This is a genomic window from Kitasatospora sp. NPDC052896 (assembly GCF_044547075.1).
Lineage (GTDB): Bacteria > Actinomycetota > Actinomycetes > Streptomycetales > Streptomycetaceae > Kitasatospora.
In genome coordinates this window covers 76188-92439 of record NZ_JBITZU010000016.1, presented here as the reverse complement: position 1 = coordinate 92439, position 16252 = coordinate 76188, and the positions used below count along the sequence as shown (strand labels likewise).

The window sequence follows — 16252 nt, the reverse complement described above, 5'->3', positions numbered from 1 at the left end:
CCTTCAGCGCTGGTAGAAGAGCTGCCCCGCGGGCTCGGCGCCCGCGGGCAGCAGCGCGAGGTCCATCCCGCGCCCCAGCCGCACCCGCAGCGTGGGGTCGGCCGCCAGCTCCCCGGCCAGCCGCTGGGCCAGCTCCTGGACCGGCGCGCCCTCGGCCAGCCCGAGCGCCAGCACCGCGTCGGTCTGCTCGCCCGGCCGCAGCTGCGCCCGCAGCACCTGCGGCTCGGCCGCCAACAGGGGGCGCAGCGCGGCCAGCACGTCCGGGTCCTCGACCGGCGGCAGCCAGACCCGGTTCTCGGCCACCGCGCGCATCCGGGCGCCCGTGAGCTGGTAGGCCACCGGGCCGGCCGGGTCGATCAGCAGCGTGTCGGCCCGCTCCGAGTAGGCGGCCAGCACCGCCTGCGGCGCGGCCACCGGTGCCGGGCGAGCGTCGGCTCGCCAGCGGGCCAGCGTCTCCAACGAGGTGAAGGCGGGCAGCCCGCGCCGCCCGTCCGGTGCCTCGATCACCGGCACCGCCATGTCGCTGGTCTTCTCGTGCTTCAGCCCCGCGGCGTCCACCTCCACCTCGCCGAGCAGGGCCACGATCGGCACCATCAGGCGGGCGGCGGGCAACGCGGCCAGCAGCGCGGGCTCGGCAGCCGGGTCCTGCGACCAGTCGGCCAGTGCCTTGGCCAACGCCGGGTCGGCCGAGCCGTCGTCGTCGGCGAAACCGGGGTTCGGGATGTTCTTGCGGTCCACCCGGTGAGCCTAGCCGCTACGGCGCGCGGGCCCGCGCGAAGCCGAACACCGACGGCGGCCTGCCGGCGGTGTTCGGCTTCGCCGTGGCGACCCAGCCGCGGCGGGCCGGCACGGCCTGTCCGGCCCCGCTGGAGGCCGACTTCGTGCGGCTACCGCCCGGCCGCCGTGGTCGGCTGGGCCGGTCCGGACCCTACCCACGGGTATCAGCCCTGTGGCAGTCTGCGCGCATGGCCCACCTCACCTCCTCGCCGGTGGTTTCCCCGGCGGTTTCCCGAGTTTCCCGGGTTTCCCCGGCGGCCGACCGCGCCCGCTACGACCGGGCGACCGCGCACCTGGACGCCCCGCTGGCCATCGTCGACCTGGCGGCCTTCGACGCCAACGCCGCCGACCTGGTCCGCCGGGCGGACGGCAAGCCGATCCGGGTGGCCAGCAAGTCGGTGCGCTGCCGGGCACTGCTGGAGCGGGTGTTGGCGATGGACGGCTTCGCCGGGCTGATGAGCTTCACGCTCGCCGAGTCGCTCTGGCTGGCCCGCTCCGGCTTCCCGGACGTCCTGCTGGCCTACCCGTCGGCCGACCGGGCCGGCTTCGCCGAGCTGACCGCCGACCCGGAGCTGGCCACCGCCGTCACCGTGCTGGTGGACGACCCGGCGCAGCTGGACCTGGTCGATCGGGCCCGGGCCGGCGGTGAACAGGTGCGGGTCTGCCTGGAGTTGGACACCGCGCTGCAGCTGCTCGGCGGGCGGGTTCGGGTCGGCGCCCGGCGCTCGCCGCTGCGCACCCCGGAGCAGCTGGCCGCCTTCGCCGAACTGGTGCAGCGGCGCGCGGGGTTCCGGGTGGTCGGGCTGATGGCGTACGAGGGCCACGTCGCGGGGGTCGGCGACTCGGTCGCGGGCCGGCCGGTGCGGTCCCGGGTGATCCGCCTGATGCAGGACCGGGCCCGCGCCGAGCTGGCCGACCGGCGTTGGGCGGCGGTGCGGGCGGTGCGCCAGGTGGCCGACCTGGAGTTCGTCAACGGCGGCGGCACCGGCAGCGTGGAGAGCACGGTCGCCGAGGCCGCGGTGACCGAGGTGGCGGCCGGCTCGGGGCTCTACCAGCCGCGGCTGTTCGACAACTACCGCGCGTTCCGGGGCCGTCCGGCCGCGCTCTTCGCCCAGCCGGTGGTCCGCCGGCCGGGCGTGGGCGTGGTCACCGTGCTCGGCGGCGGCTACCCGGCCTCGGGCGCGGCGGGGCCGGACCGCTCGCCGGTGCCGTACCTGCCACCGGGGCTGCGCTACGACCCGCAGGAGGGCGCCGGCGAGGTGCAGACCCCGCTGCTCGGCCCGGCCGCGGACGACCTGCTGATCGGCGACCGGGTCTGGTTCCGGCACGCCAAGGCCGGAGAGCTGTGCGAGCGCTTCGCCGAGCTGCGGCTGGTCGAGGGCGACCGGGTGGTGGACACCGTGCCGACCTACCGGGGCGAGGGCCACGCGTTCCTGTAGACCGCCGGGCGGGCGGACGTGGACGCGCCCCGCTGCACCGGGGAGGCGGCGGGGCGCGTGTTCGGGGGACGCGGCGGGGCGCGTCAGGTGGAGCTGGCCGACCCTCCGCCGGAGCCGCCGGCCGGACCACCGGCCGAGCCGGAGTAGTCGGTGATGCCCTGGACGATGGTGTCCATCACCGACACGTCGGGGGCGCTCTGGGCGATGTCGAAGCCGAAGTGCACCGCGATCAGGTTCTTGCCGCTCGCGGCCGGGAACACCACGGTCTCCACGTAGCCGTTGTTGCCCACCGGCGCGGTGACCTGCCAGCGCACCAGGTAGCCGCTGCGACCGTCGACCGTGACCGGCTCGGACTTGAGCTCCTGGTGGCCCTTGATCGCGCCGTAGGACTGCTGGGCCGCGGTGGCGATGTCCGACTTGGCGACGGTCTGCGGGTCGGTGCCCTGGACGCTGCCGGTGGTGACCCCGCCGAGCGAGCAGGTGTTGCCACCGGAACCACCGGAACCACCCGAACCGCCGCTGCCACCGCCGCCGGACCCGCTGCTCCCGCTGCCGCCCGGGCAGGTGTAGCTGCCGACGGTGAGCGCGGCGGTGCCGTCGGCGGCGGTACCGCCCTGCCAGCCGGCCGGGACCGGCAGCGAGATGCCGTCGACCATGTCCACGGCGACGTTGGAGCCGCCGCTGCCGCCGGAGCCGTCCCCGCCGCCACCGCCCGGGAGGCCCGGGAAGCCGGGGATGCCGCCGCCACCGCCGGACCCGCCCGAGCCGCCGCTGCCGCCACCGCCGAAGTGCCGGGGACCCGCGCCGCCGCTGCCGCCGTTCTGCTGCGGGGCGGGCTGGGCGACCGCCCGTCCACCGTCCTTGTGCACGGCCAGGTAGGTCACCCCCGAGCCGATGCCGAGGCCGAGCAGGCCCGCCACCGCGGCGGCCACCACCACGGGCTTGGCCAGCCGCCTGAGCACGGACGGCCGCTGCTTCGTGATCACCGCGTCGGCGAACGGGAACGGCACCGAGCCCGGCTCCCCCGCCCCCGCGGCGGTGGACCCGTCCCCGGCCGGCGGCTCCGGGAAGCGCACGGTGTGGCCGCTGTCCAGCACCTCGCCCTCGATCACCCGGGCACCGTCGAGCACGGCGGTGTCCTCCTCGGCCGCGCCACCGGGACGGGTGGTCGCCGTCCAGCCGATGCCGTCCCACCAGCGCTCGGGCCGGGGGTCGCTGCTGGTGTCCTGCGGGTCCGGGTACCACCCGGCCGGAATCTTCGCGTCACTCACAGCAGAAAATGTATGGCTCGACGGATAAACGCGAAATCAACTGAGCCCCACGAAGGGGCCATTTCGGATGAGATTACGGTGAGAGTCCGGCCGGCCGTCCCGGACCCCCCGCTAGAACGCCCCCGCGCCGGCCGCCGCCAGCCCGCCGTCCACCAGGAATTCGCTCGCGGTGATGAACGACGAGTCGTCGCTCGCCAGGAAGGCCACCGTCGCGGCGATCTCCGCGGGCCGGGCGAACCGGCCGAGCGGGATCCGTGCCGGCCGCTCGCCGGGGGCTCGCGGGTGCTGGCCGTGCTCCACCGGGCCGGCCACGAGCGCGTTGACCCGGATGCCCTCCCGGGCGAACTGCACCCCGAGCGCGCGGGAGAGCGCCAGCACCCCGCCCCGCGCCGCCGTGGCGGAGATCTGCTCGGCCGCGGCGCCGGGCCGGGTCGGGAAGCCGGCCGTGTTGACGATCGAGCCGCGCCCGTGCCGCCGCATGTAGGGCAGCACCGCCTGGCAGCAGAGGTAGACCGAACCGAGGTGCAGCTGCTGGGCCCGTTGCCAGGCGGCCGGCCCGGTGGTCAGGATCGAGTGCCCGTCCGCCGCCGGCCCGGACGGGTGGTGGAAGGCGATGTCCACGCCGCCGCAGGTCTCGTAGGCGGTGTCGTAGAGCGCCTCGACCATCGCCGGCTCGGTCACGTCGGTCGCCACGAAGAGCCCGCCGACCTGCTCGGCCGCCGCCGCGCCGGCGTCCTCGTCCAGGTCGGCCACCACCACCCGGGCCCCCTCGGCGGCCAGCCGGCGGACGGTGGCCAGGCCGACGCCGCTCCCACCCCCGGTGACCACCGCGGTCCGGCCGACCAGCCGCCGGCAGTGGGTCGCGCCCGGGTCCAGCACGGTCATGGCGAGCGCTCCTCCGGCAGCCGGGCCCGCCCCGGCGGGAGCGCCGGGGCACCCCCGCACGGTAGAGCGCGCCAGGGCCGCTCCGGCACGGTGCGCGCCCGTTTCTGACCCGGCGTCCACCCGTTCGCCCCACCGCGCCCGGCTCGGATTGACGTGGCGTCAGCGCGCGGCACAGGATCCGAAGGTATGAGCCAGAAGCCACTGATCGGAATCAGCGCCTACCGCGTCGCGGTGAACTGGGGGTCCTGGCGGGCCCGCCCGGTCGTCCTGGTGCCGGAGCACTACGCCGACCAGGTCCGGGCCTGCGGAGGGTTGCCCGTGCTGCTGCCACCGAACGCCCCGGAGCACGCGCCGGAGCTGCTCGCCCCGCTGGACGGCCTGGTGGTCAGCGGCGGCGGCGACGTCAACCCCGCGCTCTACGGGCAGCCGGCCGATCCGCACACCGACCCGCCGGAGCCCGAGCGGGACGCCTTCGAGGGCGCGCTGCTGCGCGCGGCGCTGGCCGCCGGGCTGCCGCTGCTGGCGATCTGCCGCGGCATGCAACTGCTCAACGTGGTCTGCGGCGGCTCACTGGTGCAGCACCTGCCGGACCTGGTCGGCCACCACGGGCACGGCGCCGTCGAGGGTGGCCGCTACGACCACCACCCGGTCCGCCCGCTGCCCGGCACGCTGCTGGCCGAGCTGCTGCCGGAGCCCGTGCTCTCCGTGCCGACCCTGCACCACCAGGCGGCCGACCGGATCGGCGAGGGGCTGCGGGTCTCGGCACTGGCCGAGGACGGCACGGTGGAGGCGGTGGAGGGCCCGGGGTTCGTCCTCGGCGTGCAGTGGCACCCGGAGCAGGGCGATGACCAGCGGCTCACCGAGGCCCTGGTCCGGGCGGCCGGCGTGGCCGCCGCCGAACGGGCCGTGTCCGCGGAGGTCGTTGTGTAAGGGGTCCGTCGGTGTACAGATCGGAACGACAACGGTCACCAGTGCAGCCTTTGGATCTTCGTCCGATCTGCGGTTCACTTCCCGTGCAGGGCACCCGTCCTTGACCACCACCAGCGTTCAGGAGACGACCGCGATGGCCGGCCACCACGACCACCAGCACGCACCTCATGATCATGCGCATGACCACGCGGACCACCACGGCCACGGCCACTCGCACGGCGTGGCCGCCGACGCCGACCGGCGCTGGTTGACCAGCGCGCTCGCCCTGATCGTGGTCTTCATGGCCGGCGAGGTCGCGATCGGCCTGGCCGCCCACTCGCTGGCCCTGCTCTCCGACGCGGCGCACATGCTGACCGACGCGGCCTCCATCGTGCTGGCCCTGGTCGCCATGCGGCTGGCCGCCCGGCCGGCCCGCGGCGGCTACACCTACGGCCTCAAGCGGGCCGAGATCCTCTCCGCCCAGGCGAACGGGATCACCCTGCTGGTGCTGTCGCTCTGGCTCGGCTACGAGGCGGCCCGCCGGCTGATCGAGCCGCCGCCGGTCCAGGGCGGGCTGGTGCTGGTCACCGCGCTGGTCGGGATCGTGGTCAACGTGGCCGCCGCCTGGTGCATGTCGAAGGCCAACCGCAGCTCGCTGAACGTCGAGGGCGCCTTCCAGCACGTGCTGACCGACCTGTACGCCTTCATCGCCACCGCCGTCGCCGGCGCCGTCATGCTCACCACCGGCTTCCTGCGGGCCGACGCGATCGCCTCGCTGATCGTGGTGGCGCTGATGCTGCGGGCCGGCACCGGGCTGATCCGGGACTCCGCGCGGATCTTCCTGGAGGCCGCCCCGGCCGGGGTCGACCCGGACTCGCTGGCCGACCGGCTGGTCGCCACCCCGCAGGTGGAGGAGATCCACGACCTGCACGTCTGGGAGATCACCTCCGGCCAGCCCGCGCTCTCCGCGCACATCCTGGTCGCCCCGGGCGGGGACTGCCACGCCGTCCGCCGCGACCTCCAGCGCCGGCTGCGCGACGAGTACCGGATCACCCACGCCACCCTCCAGGTGGACCACGTCGGCGAGGACGACGACCAGCAGCTGCTGCAGATCAGCGACGCCGCCGAGGCACTCGCCGCCGAGCACTGCGCGGACTCGCACGGCCCGGTGCACCGCAGCGGCCCGCACTCGCACTGAGCCGGCGGAATGCCCGCGCCCACCGGCCGGTTCGTCCGATCATGACCACAGTGCTGCGGTACGCCGCGTTCACCACCACCCCCGTCGGCGGCAACCCGGCGGGGGTGGTGCCGGACGCGAGCGGCCTGACGGACGAGCAGCAGCTCGCCATCGCCGCCGGGCTCGGCTACTCCGAGACGGCCTTCCTCACCCCCGACCCGCAGGGCCGGCCCGGCCACTTCACCGTGCGGTACTTCGCGCCGACCCGCGAGGTGCCGTTCTGCGGGCACGCCACGGTGGCGGCCGCGATCGCGATCGCCGAACGCTCCGCCCCGGGCGAGCTGGTGTTCGCCACCGCGGCCGGCCCGGTGCCGGTCACCGTCGCGGCCGACCGGGACGGCGTGCTGCGGGCCACCCTCACCAGCGTCGAGCCGCGGGTGCTGGAGGTCGATCCGGCCGACGTCCAGGAGGCGCTGGCCGCCCTGGACTGGCGGGCGGACGAGCTGGACCCGACGCTGCCACCGCGGATCGCCTACGCCGGTGCCCGGCACCTGGTGCTGGCCGCCGCCACCCGGGAGCGGCTGGCCCGGCTGGACTACGACTTCGACCGGCTGGCCGCCCTCATGACCGCCCGTGACCTGATCACCCTGCAGCTGGTCTGGCGCGCCTCGGCGACGGAGTTCCACGTCCGCGACCCGTTCCCGGTCGGCGGGGTGGTGGAGGACCCGGCCACCGGCGCCGCGGCGGCGGCCTTCGGGGCCTACCTGCGCGAGCTGGGCGAGGCGCCGGCCACCGCCGAGCTGCTCCTGCACCAGGGCGAGGACCTGGGTCGGCCGGGCGTGCTGGGGGTCGGGCTGCGGGCCGGCGACCCACGGGTCCGGGTCTCCGGCGCGGCGGTCCGACTCCCCGACCCGCAGTGCGGCCCGGCCGGGGGTGCGCATGCGGGATGATCGGCGGGTGACCGCACCGCGACTGATGCTGCTCGACACCGCCAGCCTCTACTTCCGCGCCTACTTCGGCGTCCCGGAATCCGTGAAGTCCCCCGACGGCGTGCCGGTGAACGCCGTGCGCGGCCTGCTGGACTTCATCGCCCGGCTGGTCCAGGACCACCGCCCGGACCAGCTGGTCGCCTGCCTGGACGCCGACTGGCGCCCGCAGTGGCGGGTGGACCTGATCCCCAGTTACAAGACCCACCGGCTGGCCGCCGAGGCCACCGAGGGCGAGGAGGAGGTCCCCGACACACTGGCCCCGCAGGTGCCGGTGATCGAGCAGGTGCTGGACGCGCTCGGCATCGCCCGGGTCGGCGTGCCCGGCTACGAGGCGGACGACGTGATCGGCACCCTCACCGCCCGGGCCACTGGGCCGGTGCAGATCGTCACCGGCGACCGCGACCTGTTCCAGCTGGTCGACGACGCCCGCGGCATCACCGTGCTCTACCCGGTCAAGGGCGTCGGCCAGGCGCAGCTCACCGACGAGGCGCTGCTGCGCGAGAAGTACGGGGTGGGCGGCGCCCAGTACGCCGACCTGGCGGCGCTGCGCGGTGACCCGAGCGACGGTCTGCCCGGGGTCAGGGGCATCGGCGAGAAGACGGCGGCCCAGCTGATCGCCCAGTACGGCGACCTGGCCGGCATCCGGCAGGCGGCGCTCGACCCGCTCTCCAAGCTCACCCCGGCCCGGCGGAAGAACCTGCTGGCCGGCTCGGCGTATCTGGACGTGGCGCCGACGGTGGTCCGGGTGGCCACCGACGTGCCGCTGCCGGCGCTCGACCCGGCGCTGCCCGGCGAGCCGCTGGACCCGATGACGCTGGAGGAGCTGTCCACCCGCTGGGGCCTGGGAAGCTCGCTGGACCGGGTGCTGGCCGCGCTCGCGGGCTGAACCGGGGCCGCCCGCCAAGGCGTGCGGCGCAAGGTTGTGCAGACATCTTTCCGCCATGGTCCGATCGGTTGGTGTTCCTCCGGACGTACCGGTCGGTGGCTACGGTTCCGCTGTCCCGCTCACAGCTGACCCGTCGTCAGGAGCCGTCATCATGTCCCTGCGCCGTACCGCCGCCGCGCTCGCCTCCGCCGTCGCCGCGACCGCCCTGCTCGGCGGCGCCACCGCGCCGACCGCCGGCGCGGCGGCCCCCGCCGCCGCGCCGAGCGGCAGCACCCTCTCGGTCCTCGCCTGGAACGTCGACCTCGGCACCGCCGTGGTCGACTGGAGCCAGAACGAGCAGGCCGCCCGGCGCACCCCGGTGATCGAGTCGGTGATCCGCCAGCACAGCGCCGACGTGGTGGTCCTGGACGAACTGTTCAACCACGACTCGACCGATGACATCGTCAGCAAGCTCGCCGACCTCTACCCGTACCACACGCCGGTGGTCGGCCAGACCTGCTCGGGCGGCGGCTGGAGCGGCATCAGCGGCAACTGCTCCAACTCCCCGTTCGTGATCAACGGCGGGACGATGATCCTCTCCAAGTACCCGATCTCGGCCCAGTACGCCCACGTCTTCTCCGACTCCACCTCCGGCACCTGGGACTACGACGCCAACAAGGGCGCGGTGCTGGCCGAGGTGAACAAGGGCGGCGTCCCGACCTGGGTGGTCGGCACCCACCTGCAGGCCGACCAGAGCAACACCTCCACCGACACCACCCAGACCACCCGGCTCGCCCAACTCGGCGAGATCCAGGGCTGGGTGAACGGGATCGTCGGGGCGAACGGGCCGGTGCTCCTCGGTGGCGACCTCAACGTCGAGTACTACCACGGCCAGGGCCGCGGCGACTACGCCAACGCCCAGGCGGCGGTGGGCGGTGTGCTCGGCACCCCGGCCACCGACCCGGGCCAGCTGACCACCATGGACTGCCCGGTCTCCGCCTGGTGCCAGTACATGTCGGGCGTGGAGAGCTTCGCCAAGGACTACCAGGACGACCTGGACTACCTCGGCTACCTCAACGCCCCGGGCCGCCCGGTGCCGTTGGCGCTGCCGTCCGTGCGGACCGACTTCGACCCGCAGGCCGGCTGGACGGCGGGCCAGCTCGACAGCAACGCGCCGAGCGACCACTACCCGGTGCAGGCCACCTTCCAGTTGGGCTGAGCACCGGCCAACTGAACGGGCCCGGAGCCGTGTTGATCGGTTCCGGGCCCGACCGCCTTGCGGCGTACGGTGGTTCAGCCGATCGAGGAGTAGGCGATGATGCCGCGGCGCAGCGCGTCCACCGCCTTGCGCGCGGTGGTGCGCAGCCCCGCGTCCTCGCCGGCGGCGTCCTGGATCTGGCTCAGCACGTCGATCAGCTGCTTGGTCCAACGGACGAAGTCGCCGGCCGGCATGTCGGCGTCGCGCAGCACCGAGTCCAGGTCGTGGCCGAGCGCCCAGCGGTAGGCGATCCAGGCGAAGCCCAGGTCGGGCTCGCGCTGGCCGACGCCCTCGGCGGTGGAGATCCGGTGCTGCTCCTCCAGGGCGTCCAGGTGGCCCCAGATCCGGACCATCCGGCCCAGCGCCTCCTTGGCGCCGCCCTCCGGCACCCGGGGCGCCGCGGCGTCGTCGGCCTGCCGCGCCTCGTAGACCAACGCCGAGGCGCAGGCCGCGAGTTCGGCCACCGAGAGGTCCTTCCAGACCCCCTCCCGGATGCACTCCGAGGCCAGCAGGTCGAGCTCGCCGTAGAGCCGGCCGAGCCGCTTGCCGTCCGCGGTGACGGTGTCGCCCTTGAGGTAGCCGAGGTCGCTGAGCAGCGCGCAGACCCGGTCGAAGGTGCGCGCGATGGTGTGGGTGCGCGAGCGCATCCGGCGCTCCAGCACCTCGGTGTCGCGGTGCAGCCGGTGGTAGCGCTCGGACCAGCGGGCGTGGTCCTCACGCTCGTCGCAGCCGTGGCACGGGTGCCGGCGCAGCTCGCCGCGCAGCCGGGCGATCTCCGGGTCGTCGGCGGCCGCCGCCCGGCCCTTGCGGTAGCGCTCGGGCTCCAGGTGGCCGGCCTTGGTGCGCAGCGCGGAGGCCAGGTCGCGACGGGACTGCGGGCTGCGCGGGTTGAACGACTTGGGGATCCGCAGCCGGTCGACGGCGACCACCGGGTACGGGAAGTCGATCATCGCGAGCCGCTTGACCTGCCGCTCGGCGGTGAGCACCACCGGACGCGGGCCGTCCTGATAGTCCGGGTGGCGCGGTCCGCCGCGGCCGCTGCGGCTGACCGGCGGCAGGCCGGGGTCGAGCACCAGTGCCAGCCCGGCGAACTTGCCGCTCGGGACGTGGATCACGTCGCCCGGCCTGAGCGCCTCGACGGCCTCGACCGCGGCGGCCCGGCGCTGGCTGCTGCCCTCCCGGGCCAGCTCGTTCTCCCGCTCCTTGAGCGCCCGGCGCAGACCCATGTACTCCTCGAAGTCGCCCAGGTGGCAGGTCATCGCGTCGCGGTAGCCCTCCAGGCCCTCCTCGTTGCGCTGCACCTGCTTGGCGATGCCGACCACCGAGCGGTCGGCCTGGAACTGGGCGAACGAGGTCTCCAGCAGCTCGCGCGAGCGGTGCCGGCCGAACTGCGAGACCAGGTTGACGGCCATGTTGTAGGACGGCCGGAACGACGACTTCAGCGGGTACGTCCGGGTGCCCGCCAGCCCGGCCAGCGCCTCCGGGTCGAGACCGCGCTGCCAGAGCACCACCGCGTGGCCCTCGATGTCGATGCCGCGCCGGCCGGCCCGGCCGGTGAGCTGGGTGTACTCGCCGGGGGTGATGTCGGCGTGCGTCTCGCCGTTCCACTTGACCAGCTTCTCCATCACCACCGAGCGGGCGGGCATGTTGATGCCCAGCGCCAGCGTCTCGGTGGCGAAGACCGCCTTCACCAGGCCCTTCAGGAACAGCTCCTCGACCACCTCCTTGAACCGCGGCAGCATGCCCGCGTGGTGGGCGGCGACGCCGCGCTCCAGCGCGTCCAGCCACTCGAAGTAGCCGAGGACGTGCAGGTCCTCGTCGGGGATGGCGGCGCAGCGCTCCTCGACCAGCGCGCGCACCTGGGCGCGCTCGGTGTCCTTGTTGAGCCGCAGCCCGGAGGCCAGGCACTGCTGCACGGCGGCCTCGCAGCCGGCCCGGCTGAAGATGAAGGTGATCGCCGGCAGCAGGCCCTCGGCGTCCAGCCGGTCGATCACCTCGACCCGGCCGGGGGTCCAGACCCGGCCCGGACGGCCGTTGGACATCGAGCGGCCCCGGCCGCGCTGGAACCGCGGGTTGCGGTCGGCCTCGGCCCGGGCCAGCCGGACCAACTCGGGGTTGACCGCCTTGGCCGGGTTGCGCGGGGCGTTCTTCGGGCGGCCGTCCGCGTCCGGGTTGGAGAACAGATCGTACATCCGGCTGCCGGCCATCACGTGCTGCCAGAGCGGGACCGGACGGTGCTCGGAGACGATCACCTTGGTGCCGCCGCGGACGGTGTCCAGCCAGTCGCCGAACTCCTCGGCGTTGGAGACCGTGGCGGAGAGCGAGACCAGGGTGACCGACTCGGGCAGGTGGATGATCACCTCCTCCCAGACCGCGCCGCGGAACCGGTCGGCGAGGTAGTGCACCTCGTCCATCACCACGTAGCCGAGGCCGGCCAGGGTCGAGGAGCCCGCGTAGAGCATGTTGCGCAGCACCTCGGTGGTCATCACCACGATCGGCGCGTCACCGTTGACCGAGTTGTCACCGGTGAGCAGGCCGACCCTGGCGGCGCCGTACCGCTTGACCAGGTCGCCGTACTTCTGGTTGGAGAGGGCCTTGATCGGGGTGGTGTAGAAGCACTTGCGCCCGGCGGCCAGCGCGAGGTGGACGGCGAACTCGCCGACGATGGTCTTGCCGGAGCCGGTCGGCGCGGCGACCAGGACGCCGGAACCCTGCTCCAGCGCCTCGCAGGCCTCCAGCTGGAACGGGTCGAGCGGGAAGTCGTACAGCTCCTGGAAGCCGTACAGGGCGGTGGCCTGCTCCTGGGCACGCCGACGGGCGGCCGCGTAGGCCTCGGCGGGGCTCAGGGCGTCATCGTCGGACAGGGCGCTGCTCATCGGCGTCACCTCGTTCTTCCCGTGGTGGTGGGGCACAGACGGTGACGCCTGTGGCTGCGCGGGCGGCACCCCGGTAACCGCCGGGGCCGGGACGCAGCTGGTGCGGTCGTTGTGGTGTTCCAGCATCTCAGCGAGAGGTTACCCGGCCGGACCGACATTGATCGCACAGTTTTCCCGGACAGATTCGATCACGTATCCGATGATATCGAGCACAAGATGGCCGAGTTTTGTCGCCTGCGATCAAACGTCAACCGTACGTCGCCACCGTCCCTACAGTCGGTGCACATCACGACCCCGACCGAGCACGCGATCGACCGACGAGCAGGAGAGACAGCCCGATGGCGAACCTGGAGACGGCACTCAAGGAAGCGTTGACCATCGACGGCGCGATCGGCGCCGCGCTGGTCGACTACGGCAGCGGGATGGCCCTGGGAGCACTCGGCGACAACACCGAGCTGGACCTCAACATCGCGGCCGCCGGGAACACCGACGTGGTCCGGGCCAAGATGCGGACCATGGAGATGCTCAACCTGCACGACAACGAGATCGAGGACATCCTGATCAGCCTCAGCAGCCAGTACCACCTGATCCGCCCGCTGACCACGAAGAGCGGCCGCGGGCTCTTCCTCTACCTGGCGCTCAGCCGCTCCCGGGCGAACCTGGCGATGGCCCGGCACCAGCTGAGGAGCATCGAGGCCGCGCTGGAGCTGTGACCTCGCGGCCTCCTGGCCGCTCAGCCCTTCAACAGGCCGGCCAGGCCGGTGGCGAGTGCCTGGTACTCCGCGGCCCGGTTGTACACCTGCGCACTGATCCGCAGCACTCCGCCGCCCGCCCAGGGCCGCACCGCGATCCGTGCCCCGAGCCGCTGCCGGACCGTCGCCACCAGCCCGCGGGCCGCCTCCTCGGTCTCCGCGACACCGGCGGGCAGCCGGACCGCCCGCATCGAGACGCCGACCGAGCCGGGCAACGGCCGCAGCCCACCCCGCTCCACCAGCAGCCACTGCCCGTGCCGGGCGAGCCGTTCGTTGTGCTCGCGCACCCGCTCCGGGCCGAGCCGCGCCAGCAGGGCCGGCCCACCGGGCGCGGCCAGCCAGGCCGTGTAGTCGCAGGTCCCCCGCCACTCGACGGCGGCCGGGAAACCGCGCTCGTGCTCCCAGGAGTAGGTGAGCGGACGGATCCGCTCCCCCCAGGCCGGGCCCACCGCGAGGAGGGCGGTGGGTCGGGGCGCGAAGGCCCATTTGTGCAGGTTGCCGAACCAGAAGTCGGCGAGGGCGACTTCCGGGGCGAGTGGCAGCATCCCGGGCGCGTGCGCGGCGTCCACCATGGTGACCACGCCGCGGGTGGCCAGCGCGCTCAGCAGCGGGCCGGTGGCGACCGCCCGGGCGGTGGGCGAGGTGACCCGGTCCAGGATCACCACCCGGGTCCGCGGCCCGACCGCGGCCAACACCAGCCCCGCGAAGCCGTCGAGCGCGCTCTGCGGGTCGGGCGGCTCGGCGAGCTCCAGCGGGAGGCGGACGGTCCGCAGCACCGCCCCGCACTCCGCGGCCCGGCGCTCGGCGGCCCGGGCCACCACGCCGTAGCTGTGGTCGGTGACCAGGATCTCCTCGCCCGGCGCGAGTGACACGCTGTCCAGCGCCACCGCCACCGCCTCGGTGACGTTGTTGACCAGCGCCAGCCGTACCGGGTCGATGCCGAGCGCCCTGGCCACCGCCGTCCGGGCGGCCGCGACCCGGGCCGGCAGCGTGCCGAAGAAGCCGTCCGGATCCCGCTCCTGCTCGGCGCGCAACCGCTGCTGCTCGGCCTGCACCGGGAGCGGCACGGCGCCGTACGACCCGTGGTTGAGATGGGCCACCGCGGGGTCGAGTGCGAACAGGGCCGCGGCCCCGACGATCGGCTCGGGCGGGAGTTCGACCGGCTCCAGCAGCAACCCAGCTGTCATGCTGCCTACTTGTAACCCACCACGAGACCACCGGGCAACACCCCGGGTACGTCGGCGGGTCATCGTGCCCGGGTCACACGCCCGGCAGCGGGTCCTGCTCACCCGGCACCACCCGCACCGCCTGCTCCGGCCCGCGGCACTCCTTGCCCAGCCGCAGCAGCCGCGCCTCCGGATCCCGCAGCACCCGCCCGCACCGGCGACAGCGCACCACGGACGGCAACGTCGCGGGTCCGGGTGGCAGCAGGGCGGGTTGATCAGCAGTCACTCGTTCATCCTAGTGGCGCCACGGAGCCGAGTAACATAGTAATGTGAAATTTCACAGCGTCAGGAGGCCGCCCACTCCCCGAGGAGCCGTCAGATGTCGCCGCAGCAGCCCGCCCCGCTCCACACCGGCAGCCACGACCTGCCGGTCTCCCCCGCCCTGGACGCCTTCATGGCCACCTCCTGGGCCGCCACTCCGCTACCCGCCGACGACCGCGTCCCGGGCCACCACCTCATGCCCGGGCGACGCGCCCGACTCTCCGCCGCCTTCCCCGGCGAGCGGCTGCTGATCCCGGCCGGTCAACTCACGGTCCGCAGCAACGACATCGACCACCGCTTCCGCCCGCACAGCGCCTACGCCTGGCTCACCGGGCTGTGCGGCGAGGACCAGGCGGGGCACGTGCTCGTGCTCGAACCCGCCGGAGCCACCGGCCACGAACCGACGCTCTACCTGCGCCCCCGCTCGCCGCGCAACGGCCCGGAGTGCTACCGCGACCGCCGGTACGGCGAGTTCTGGGTCGGCCGCCGTCCCGACCTGGCCGAGGCCGCCCGGCTGACCGGCCTGCGCACCGCCCATCTCGACGACCTGCCCAAGCTGCTGACCGGCGCCCAACCGGCCACCCGGGTGCTGGCCGGCGTCGACCCGGTACTCGACCAGGCCACCGGACGCCCCACCGCCGGTGCCGACCGGGACGGCCAACTCGCTTCCGTGTTGTCCGAGTTGCGCCTGATCAAGGACGAGTGGGAGGTCGGCCGGCTGCAACTCGCGGTGGACCACACCACGGCCGGATTCACCGACGTGGTGCGCGCCCTGCCGGAGGCGCTGCGCCACCCGCGCGGCGAGCGGTGGATCGAGGGCGTCTTCAACCTGCGGGCCCGGGCCGAGGGCAACGGGACCGGCTACCAGACCATCGCCGCCTCCGGCGCGCACGCCTGCGTGCTGCACTGGATCCGCAACGAGGGCCGGCTGCGCGAGGGTGAACTCCTGCTGCTGGACGCCGGCGTGGAGACCGACAGCCTCCACACCGCCGACATCACCCGCACCCTGCCGCTCAGCGGCACCTTCTCCCCCGTCCAACGGCAGCTCTACGAACTGGTGTTGGCTGCCCAGGACGCCGGCATCGCCGCGCTGCGTCCGGGTGCCCGGTTCCGCGACTTCCACCTGGCGGCGATGCGGGTGATCGCCGAGGGGCTGGCCGACTGGGGCGTGCTGCGGATCTCGGCCGAGCAGGCGCTGCACGAGGACAGTGGGCTCTACCGCCGCTACACCCTGTGCGGCAGCGGGCACATGCTCGGCCTGGACGTCCACGACTGCGCCCGGGCCCGGGCCGAGACCTACCTGGACGGAGTGCTGGCCGAGGGCCACGTGCTCACTGTGGAACCCGGGCTCTACCTCCAGCCGGACGACGAGACCCTGCCGCTCGAACTGCGCGGCATCGGCATCCGGATCGAGGACGACCTGGTGATCACCGCGGAGGGCGCCCGGCTGCTCTCCGGCGCCCTGCCACGCACCGTCCCGGCCATCGAGGAGTGGATGGCCACCCTGCTGCGCTGACGACCCCGGCGCTCCGCGCCCCCAGCCCGGCCCGGTCATCACCCCACTCGT

The 16252-nt window shown here is 74.1% G+C and carries 14 protein-coding genes; 8 read left to right on the top strand and 6 right to left on the bottom strand.

Going from position 1 to position 16252, the window contains the following annotated elements; translation table 11 throughout:
- Positions 1-3: 3 nt before the first annotated feature.
- Positions 4-738 carry an SseB family protein gene (locus ACIGXM_RS26525; protein WP_396565022.1) on the bottom strand — a complete coding sequence of 245 codons (735 nt, stop codon included), beginning with the start codon at positions 736-738 and terminating at the stop codon, positions 4-6.
- Between the two features lie 227 nt (positions 739-965).
- Here ACIGXM_RS26525 and ACIGXM_RS26520 point away from each other — a divergent pair, with 227 nt between their 5' ends.
- Complete coding sequence (locus tag ACIGXM_RS26520; RefSeq protein ID WP_396565020.1) at positions 966-2216, top strand: alanine racemase; 1251 nt, start codon at positions 966-968, stop codon at positions 2214-2216.
- An 83-nt stretch (positions 2217-2299) separates the two neighbouring features.
- On the opposite strand, the gene ACIGXM_RS26515 is transcribed toward ACIGXM_RS26520, so the two are convergent.
- Entirely contained in the window at positions 2300-3487 is a 1188-nt protein-coding gene (locus tag ACIGXM_RS26515; RefSeq protein ID WP_396565018.1) for a DUF2510 domain-containing protein, read from the bottom strand.
- A gap of 111 nt (positions 3488-3598) precedes the next feature.
- Positions 3599-4372, bottom strand: a complete 774-nt coding sequence (locus ACIGXM_RS26510) for an SDR family oxidoreductase (RefSeq protein WP_396565016.1) — start codon at positions 4370-4372, stop codon at positions 3599-3601.
- A gap of 186 nt (positions 4373-4558) precedes the next feature.
- Between ACIGXM_RS26510 and ACIGXM_RS26505 the strand changes: the two genes are divergently transcribed.
- The 5 genes from ACIGXM_RS26505 (at position 4559) to ACIGXM_RS26485 (ending at position 9531) form a co-directional block, all read left to right on the top strand.
- Positions 4559-5302 carry a gamma-glutamyl-gamma-aminobutyrate hydrolase family protein gene (locus ACIGXM_RS26505; RefSeq protein ID WP_396565014.1) on the top strand — a complete coding sequence of 248 codons (744 nt, stop codon included), beginning with the start codon at positions 4559-4561 and terminating at the stop codon, positions 5300-5302.
- A 133-nt stretch (positions 5303-5435) separates the two neighbouring features.
- On the top strand, positions 5436-6479 hold the full coding sequence (locus tag ACIGXM_RS26500) for a cation diffusion facilitator family transporter (RefSeq protein ID WP_396565147.1): 1044 nt from the start codon (positions 5436-5438) through the stop codon (positions 6477-6479).
- 41 nt (positions 6480-6520) lie between these two features.
- Positions 6521-7408: a PhzF family phenazine biosynthesis protein gene (locus tag ACIGXM_RS26495; RefSeq protein WP_396565012.1), complete on the top strand. Its 888-nt coding sequence runs from the start codon at positions 6521-6523 to the stop codon at positions 7406-7408.
- Between the two features lie 25 nt (positions 7409-7433).
- A complete protein-coding gene (locus ACIGXM_RS26490; RefSeq protein ID WP_396565145.1) occupies positions 7434-8333 on the top strand; it encodes a 5'-3' exonuclease H3TH domain-containing protein in 900 nt (299 codons plus the stop codon).
- Positions 8334-8484: 151 nt separating this feature from the next.
- The gene (locus ACIGXM_RS26485) at positions 8485-9531 is read left to right on the top strand and encodes a sphingomyelin phosphodiesterase (protein WP_396565010.1); all 1047 of its coding nucleotides are present in this window, start codon (positions 8485-8487) and stop codon (positions 9529-9531) included.
- Positions 9532-9605: 74 nt separating this feature from the next.
- On the opposite strand, the gene ACIGXM_RS26480 is transcribed toward ACIGXM_RS26485, so the two are convergent.
- Positions 9606-12446 carry a DEAD/DEAH box helicase gene (locus ACIGXM_RS26480; RefSeq protein ID WP_396565008.1) on the bottom strand — a complete coding sequence of 947 codons (2841 nt, stop codon included), beginning with the start codon at positions 12444-12446 and terminating at the stop codon, positions 9606-9608.
- Positions 12447-12784: 338 nt separating this feature from the next.
- Between ACIGXM_RS26480 and ACIGXM_RS26475 the strand changes: the two genes are divergently transcribed.
- A complete protein-coding gene (locus ACIGXM_RS26475) occupies positions 12785-13159 on the top strand; it encodes a hypothetical protein (protein ID WP_396565006.1) in 375 nt (124 codons plus the stop codon).
- Positions 13160-13179: 20 nt separating this feature from the next.
- Here ACIGXM_RS26475 and ACIGXM_RS26470 read toward each other — a convergent pair whose 3' ends face one another.
- Both ACIGXM_RS26470 and ACIGXM_RS26465 read right to left on the bottom strand, forming a co-directional pair.
- The gene (locus ACIGXM_RS26470; protein WP_396565004.1) at positions 13180-14385 is read right to left on the bottom strand and encodes an aminotransferase class V-fold PLP-dependent enzyme; all 1206 of its coding nucleotides are present in this window, start codon (positions 14383-14385) and stop codon (positions 13180-13182) included.
- A gap of 73 nt (positions 14386-14458) precedes the next feature.
- Complete coding sequence (locus tag ACIGXM_RS26465) at positions 14459-14650, bottom strand: DUF6011 domain-containing protein (protein ID WP_396565002.1); 192 nt, start codon at positions 14648-14650, stop codon at positions 14459-14461.
- A gap of 93 nt (positions 14651-14743) precedes the next feature.
- Between ACIGXM_RS26465 and ACIGXM_RS26460 the strand changes: the two genes are divergently transcribed.
- The gene (locus ACIGXM_RS26460) at positions 14744-16201 is read left to right on the top strand and encodes an aminopeptidase P family protein (protein WP_396565000.1); all 1458 of its coding nucleotides are present in this window, start codon (positions 14744-14746) and stop codon (positions 16199-16201) included.
- Positions 16202-16252: the final 51 nt, after the last annotated feature.

Bases quoted from the DNA above. Each gene is read 5' to 3' on its own strand.
- ACIGXM_RS26520 (WP_396565020.1), top strand. From the start codon at position 966: ATGGCCCACCTCACCTCCTCGCCGGTGGTTTCCCCGGCGGTTTCCCGA.
- ACIGXM_RS26510 (WP_396565016.1), bottom strand. From the start codon at position 4,372: ATGACCGTGCTGGACCCGGGCGCGACCCACTGCCGGCGGCTGGTCGGC.
- ACIGXM_RS26505 (WP_396565014.1), top strand. From the start codon at position 4,559: ATGAGCCAGAAGCCACTGATCGGAATCAGCGCCTACCGCGTCGCGGTG.
- ACIGXM_RS26500 (WP_396565147.1), top strand. From the start codon at position 5,436: ATGGCCGGCCACCACGACCACCAGCACGCACCTCATGATCATGCGCAT.
- ACIGXM_RS26495 (WP_396565012.1), top strand. From the start codon at position 6,521: ATGACCACAGTGCTGCGGTACGCCGCGTTCACCACCACCCCCGTCGGC.
- ACIGXM_RS26490 (WP_396565145.1), top strand. From the start codon at position 7,434: ATGCTGCTCGACACCGCCAGCCTCTACTTCCGCGCCTACTTCGGCGTC.
- ACIGXM_RS26485 (WP_396565010.1), top strand. From the start codon at position 8,485: ATGTCCCTGCGCCGTACCGCCGCCGCGCTCGCCTCCGCCGTCGCCGCG.
- ACIGXM_RS26480 (WP_396565008.1), bottom strand. From the start codon at position 12,446: ATGAGCAGCGCCCTGTCCGACGATGACGCCCTGAGCCCCGCCGAGGCC.
- ACIGXM_RS26475 (WP_396565006.1), top strand. From the start codon at position 12,785: ATGGCGAACCTGGAGACGGCACTCAAGGAAGCGTTGACCATCGACGGC.
- ACIGXM_RS26470 (WP_396565004.1), bottom strand. From the start codon at position 14,385: ATGACAGCTGGGTTGCTGCTGGAGCCGGTCGAACTCCCGCCCGAGCCG.
- ACIGXM_RS26460 (WP_396565000.1), top strand. From the start codon at position 14,744: ATGTCGCCGCAGCAGCCCGCCCCGCTCCACACCGGCAGCCACGACCTG.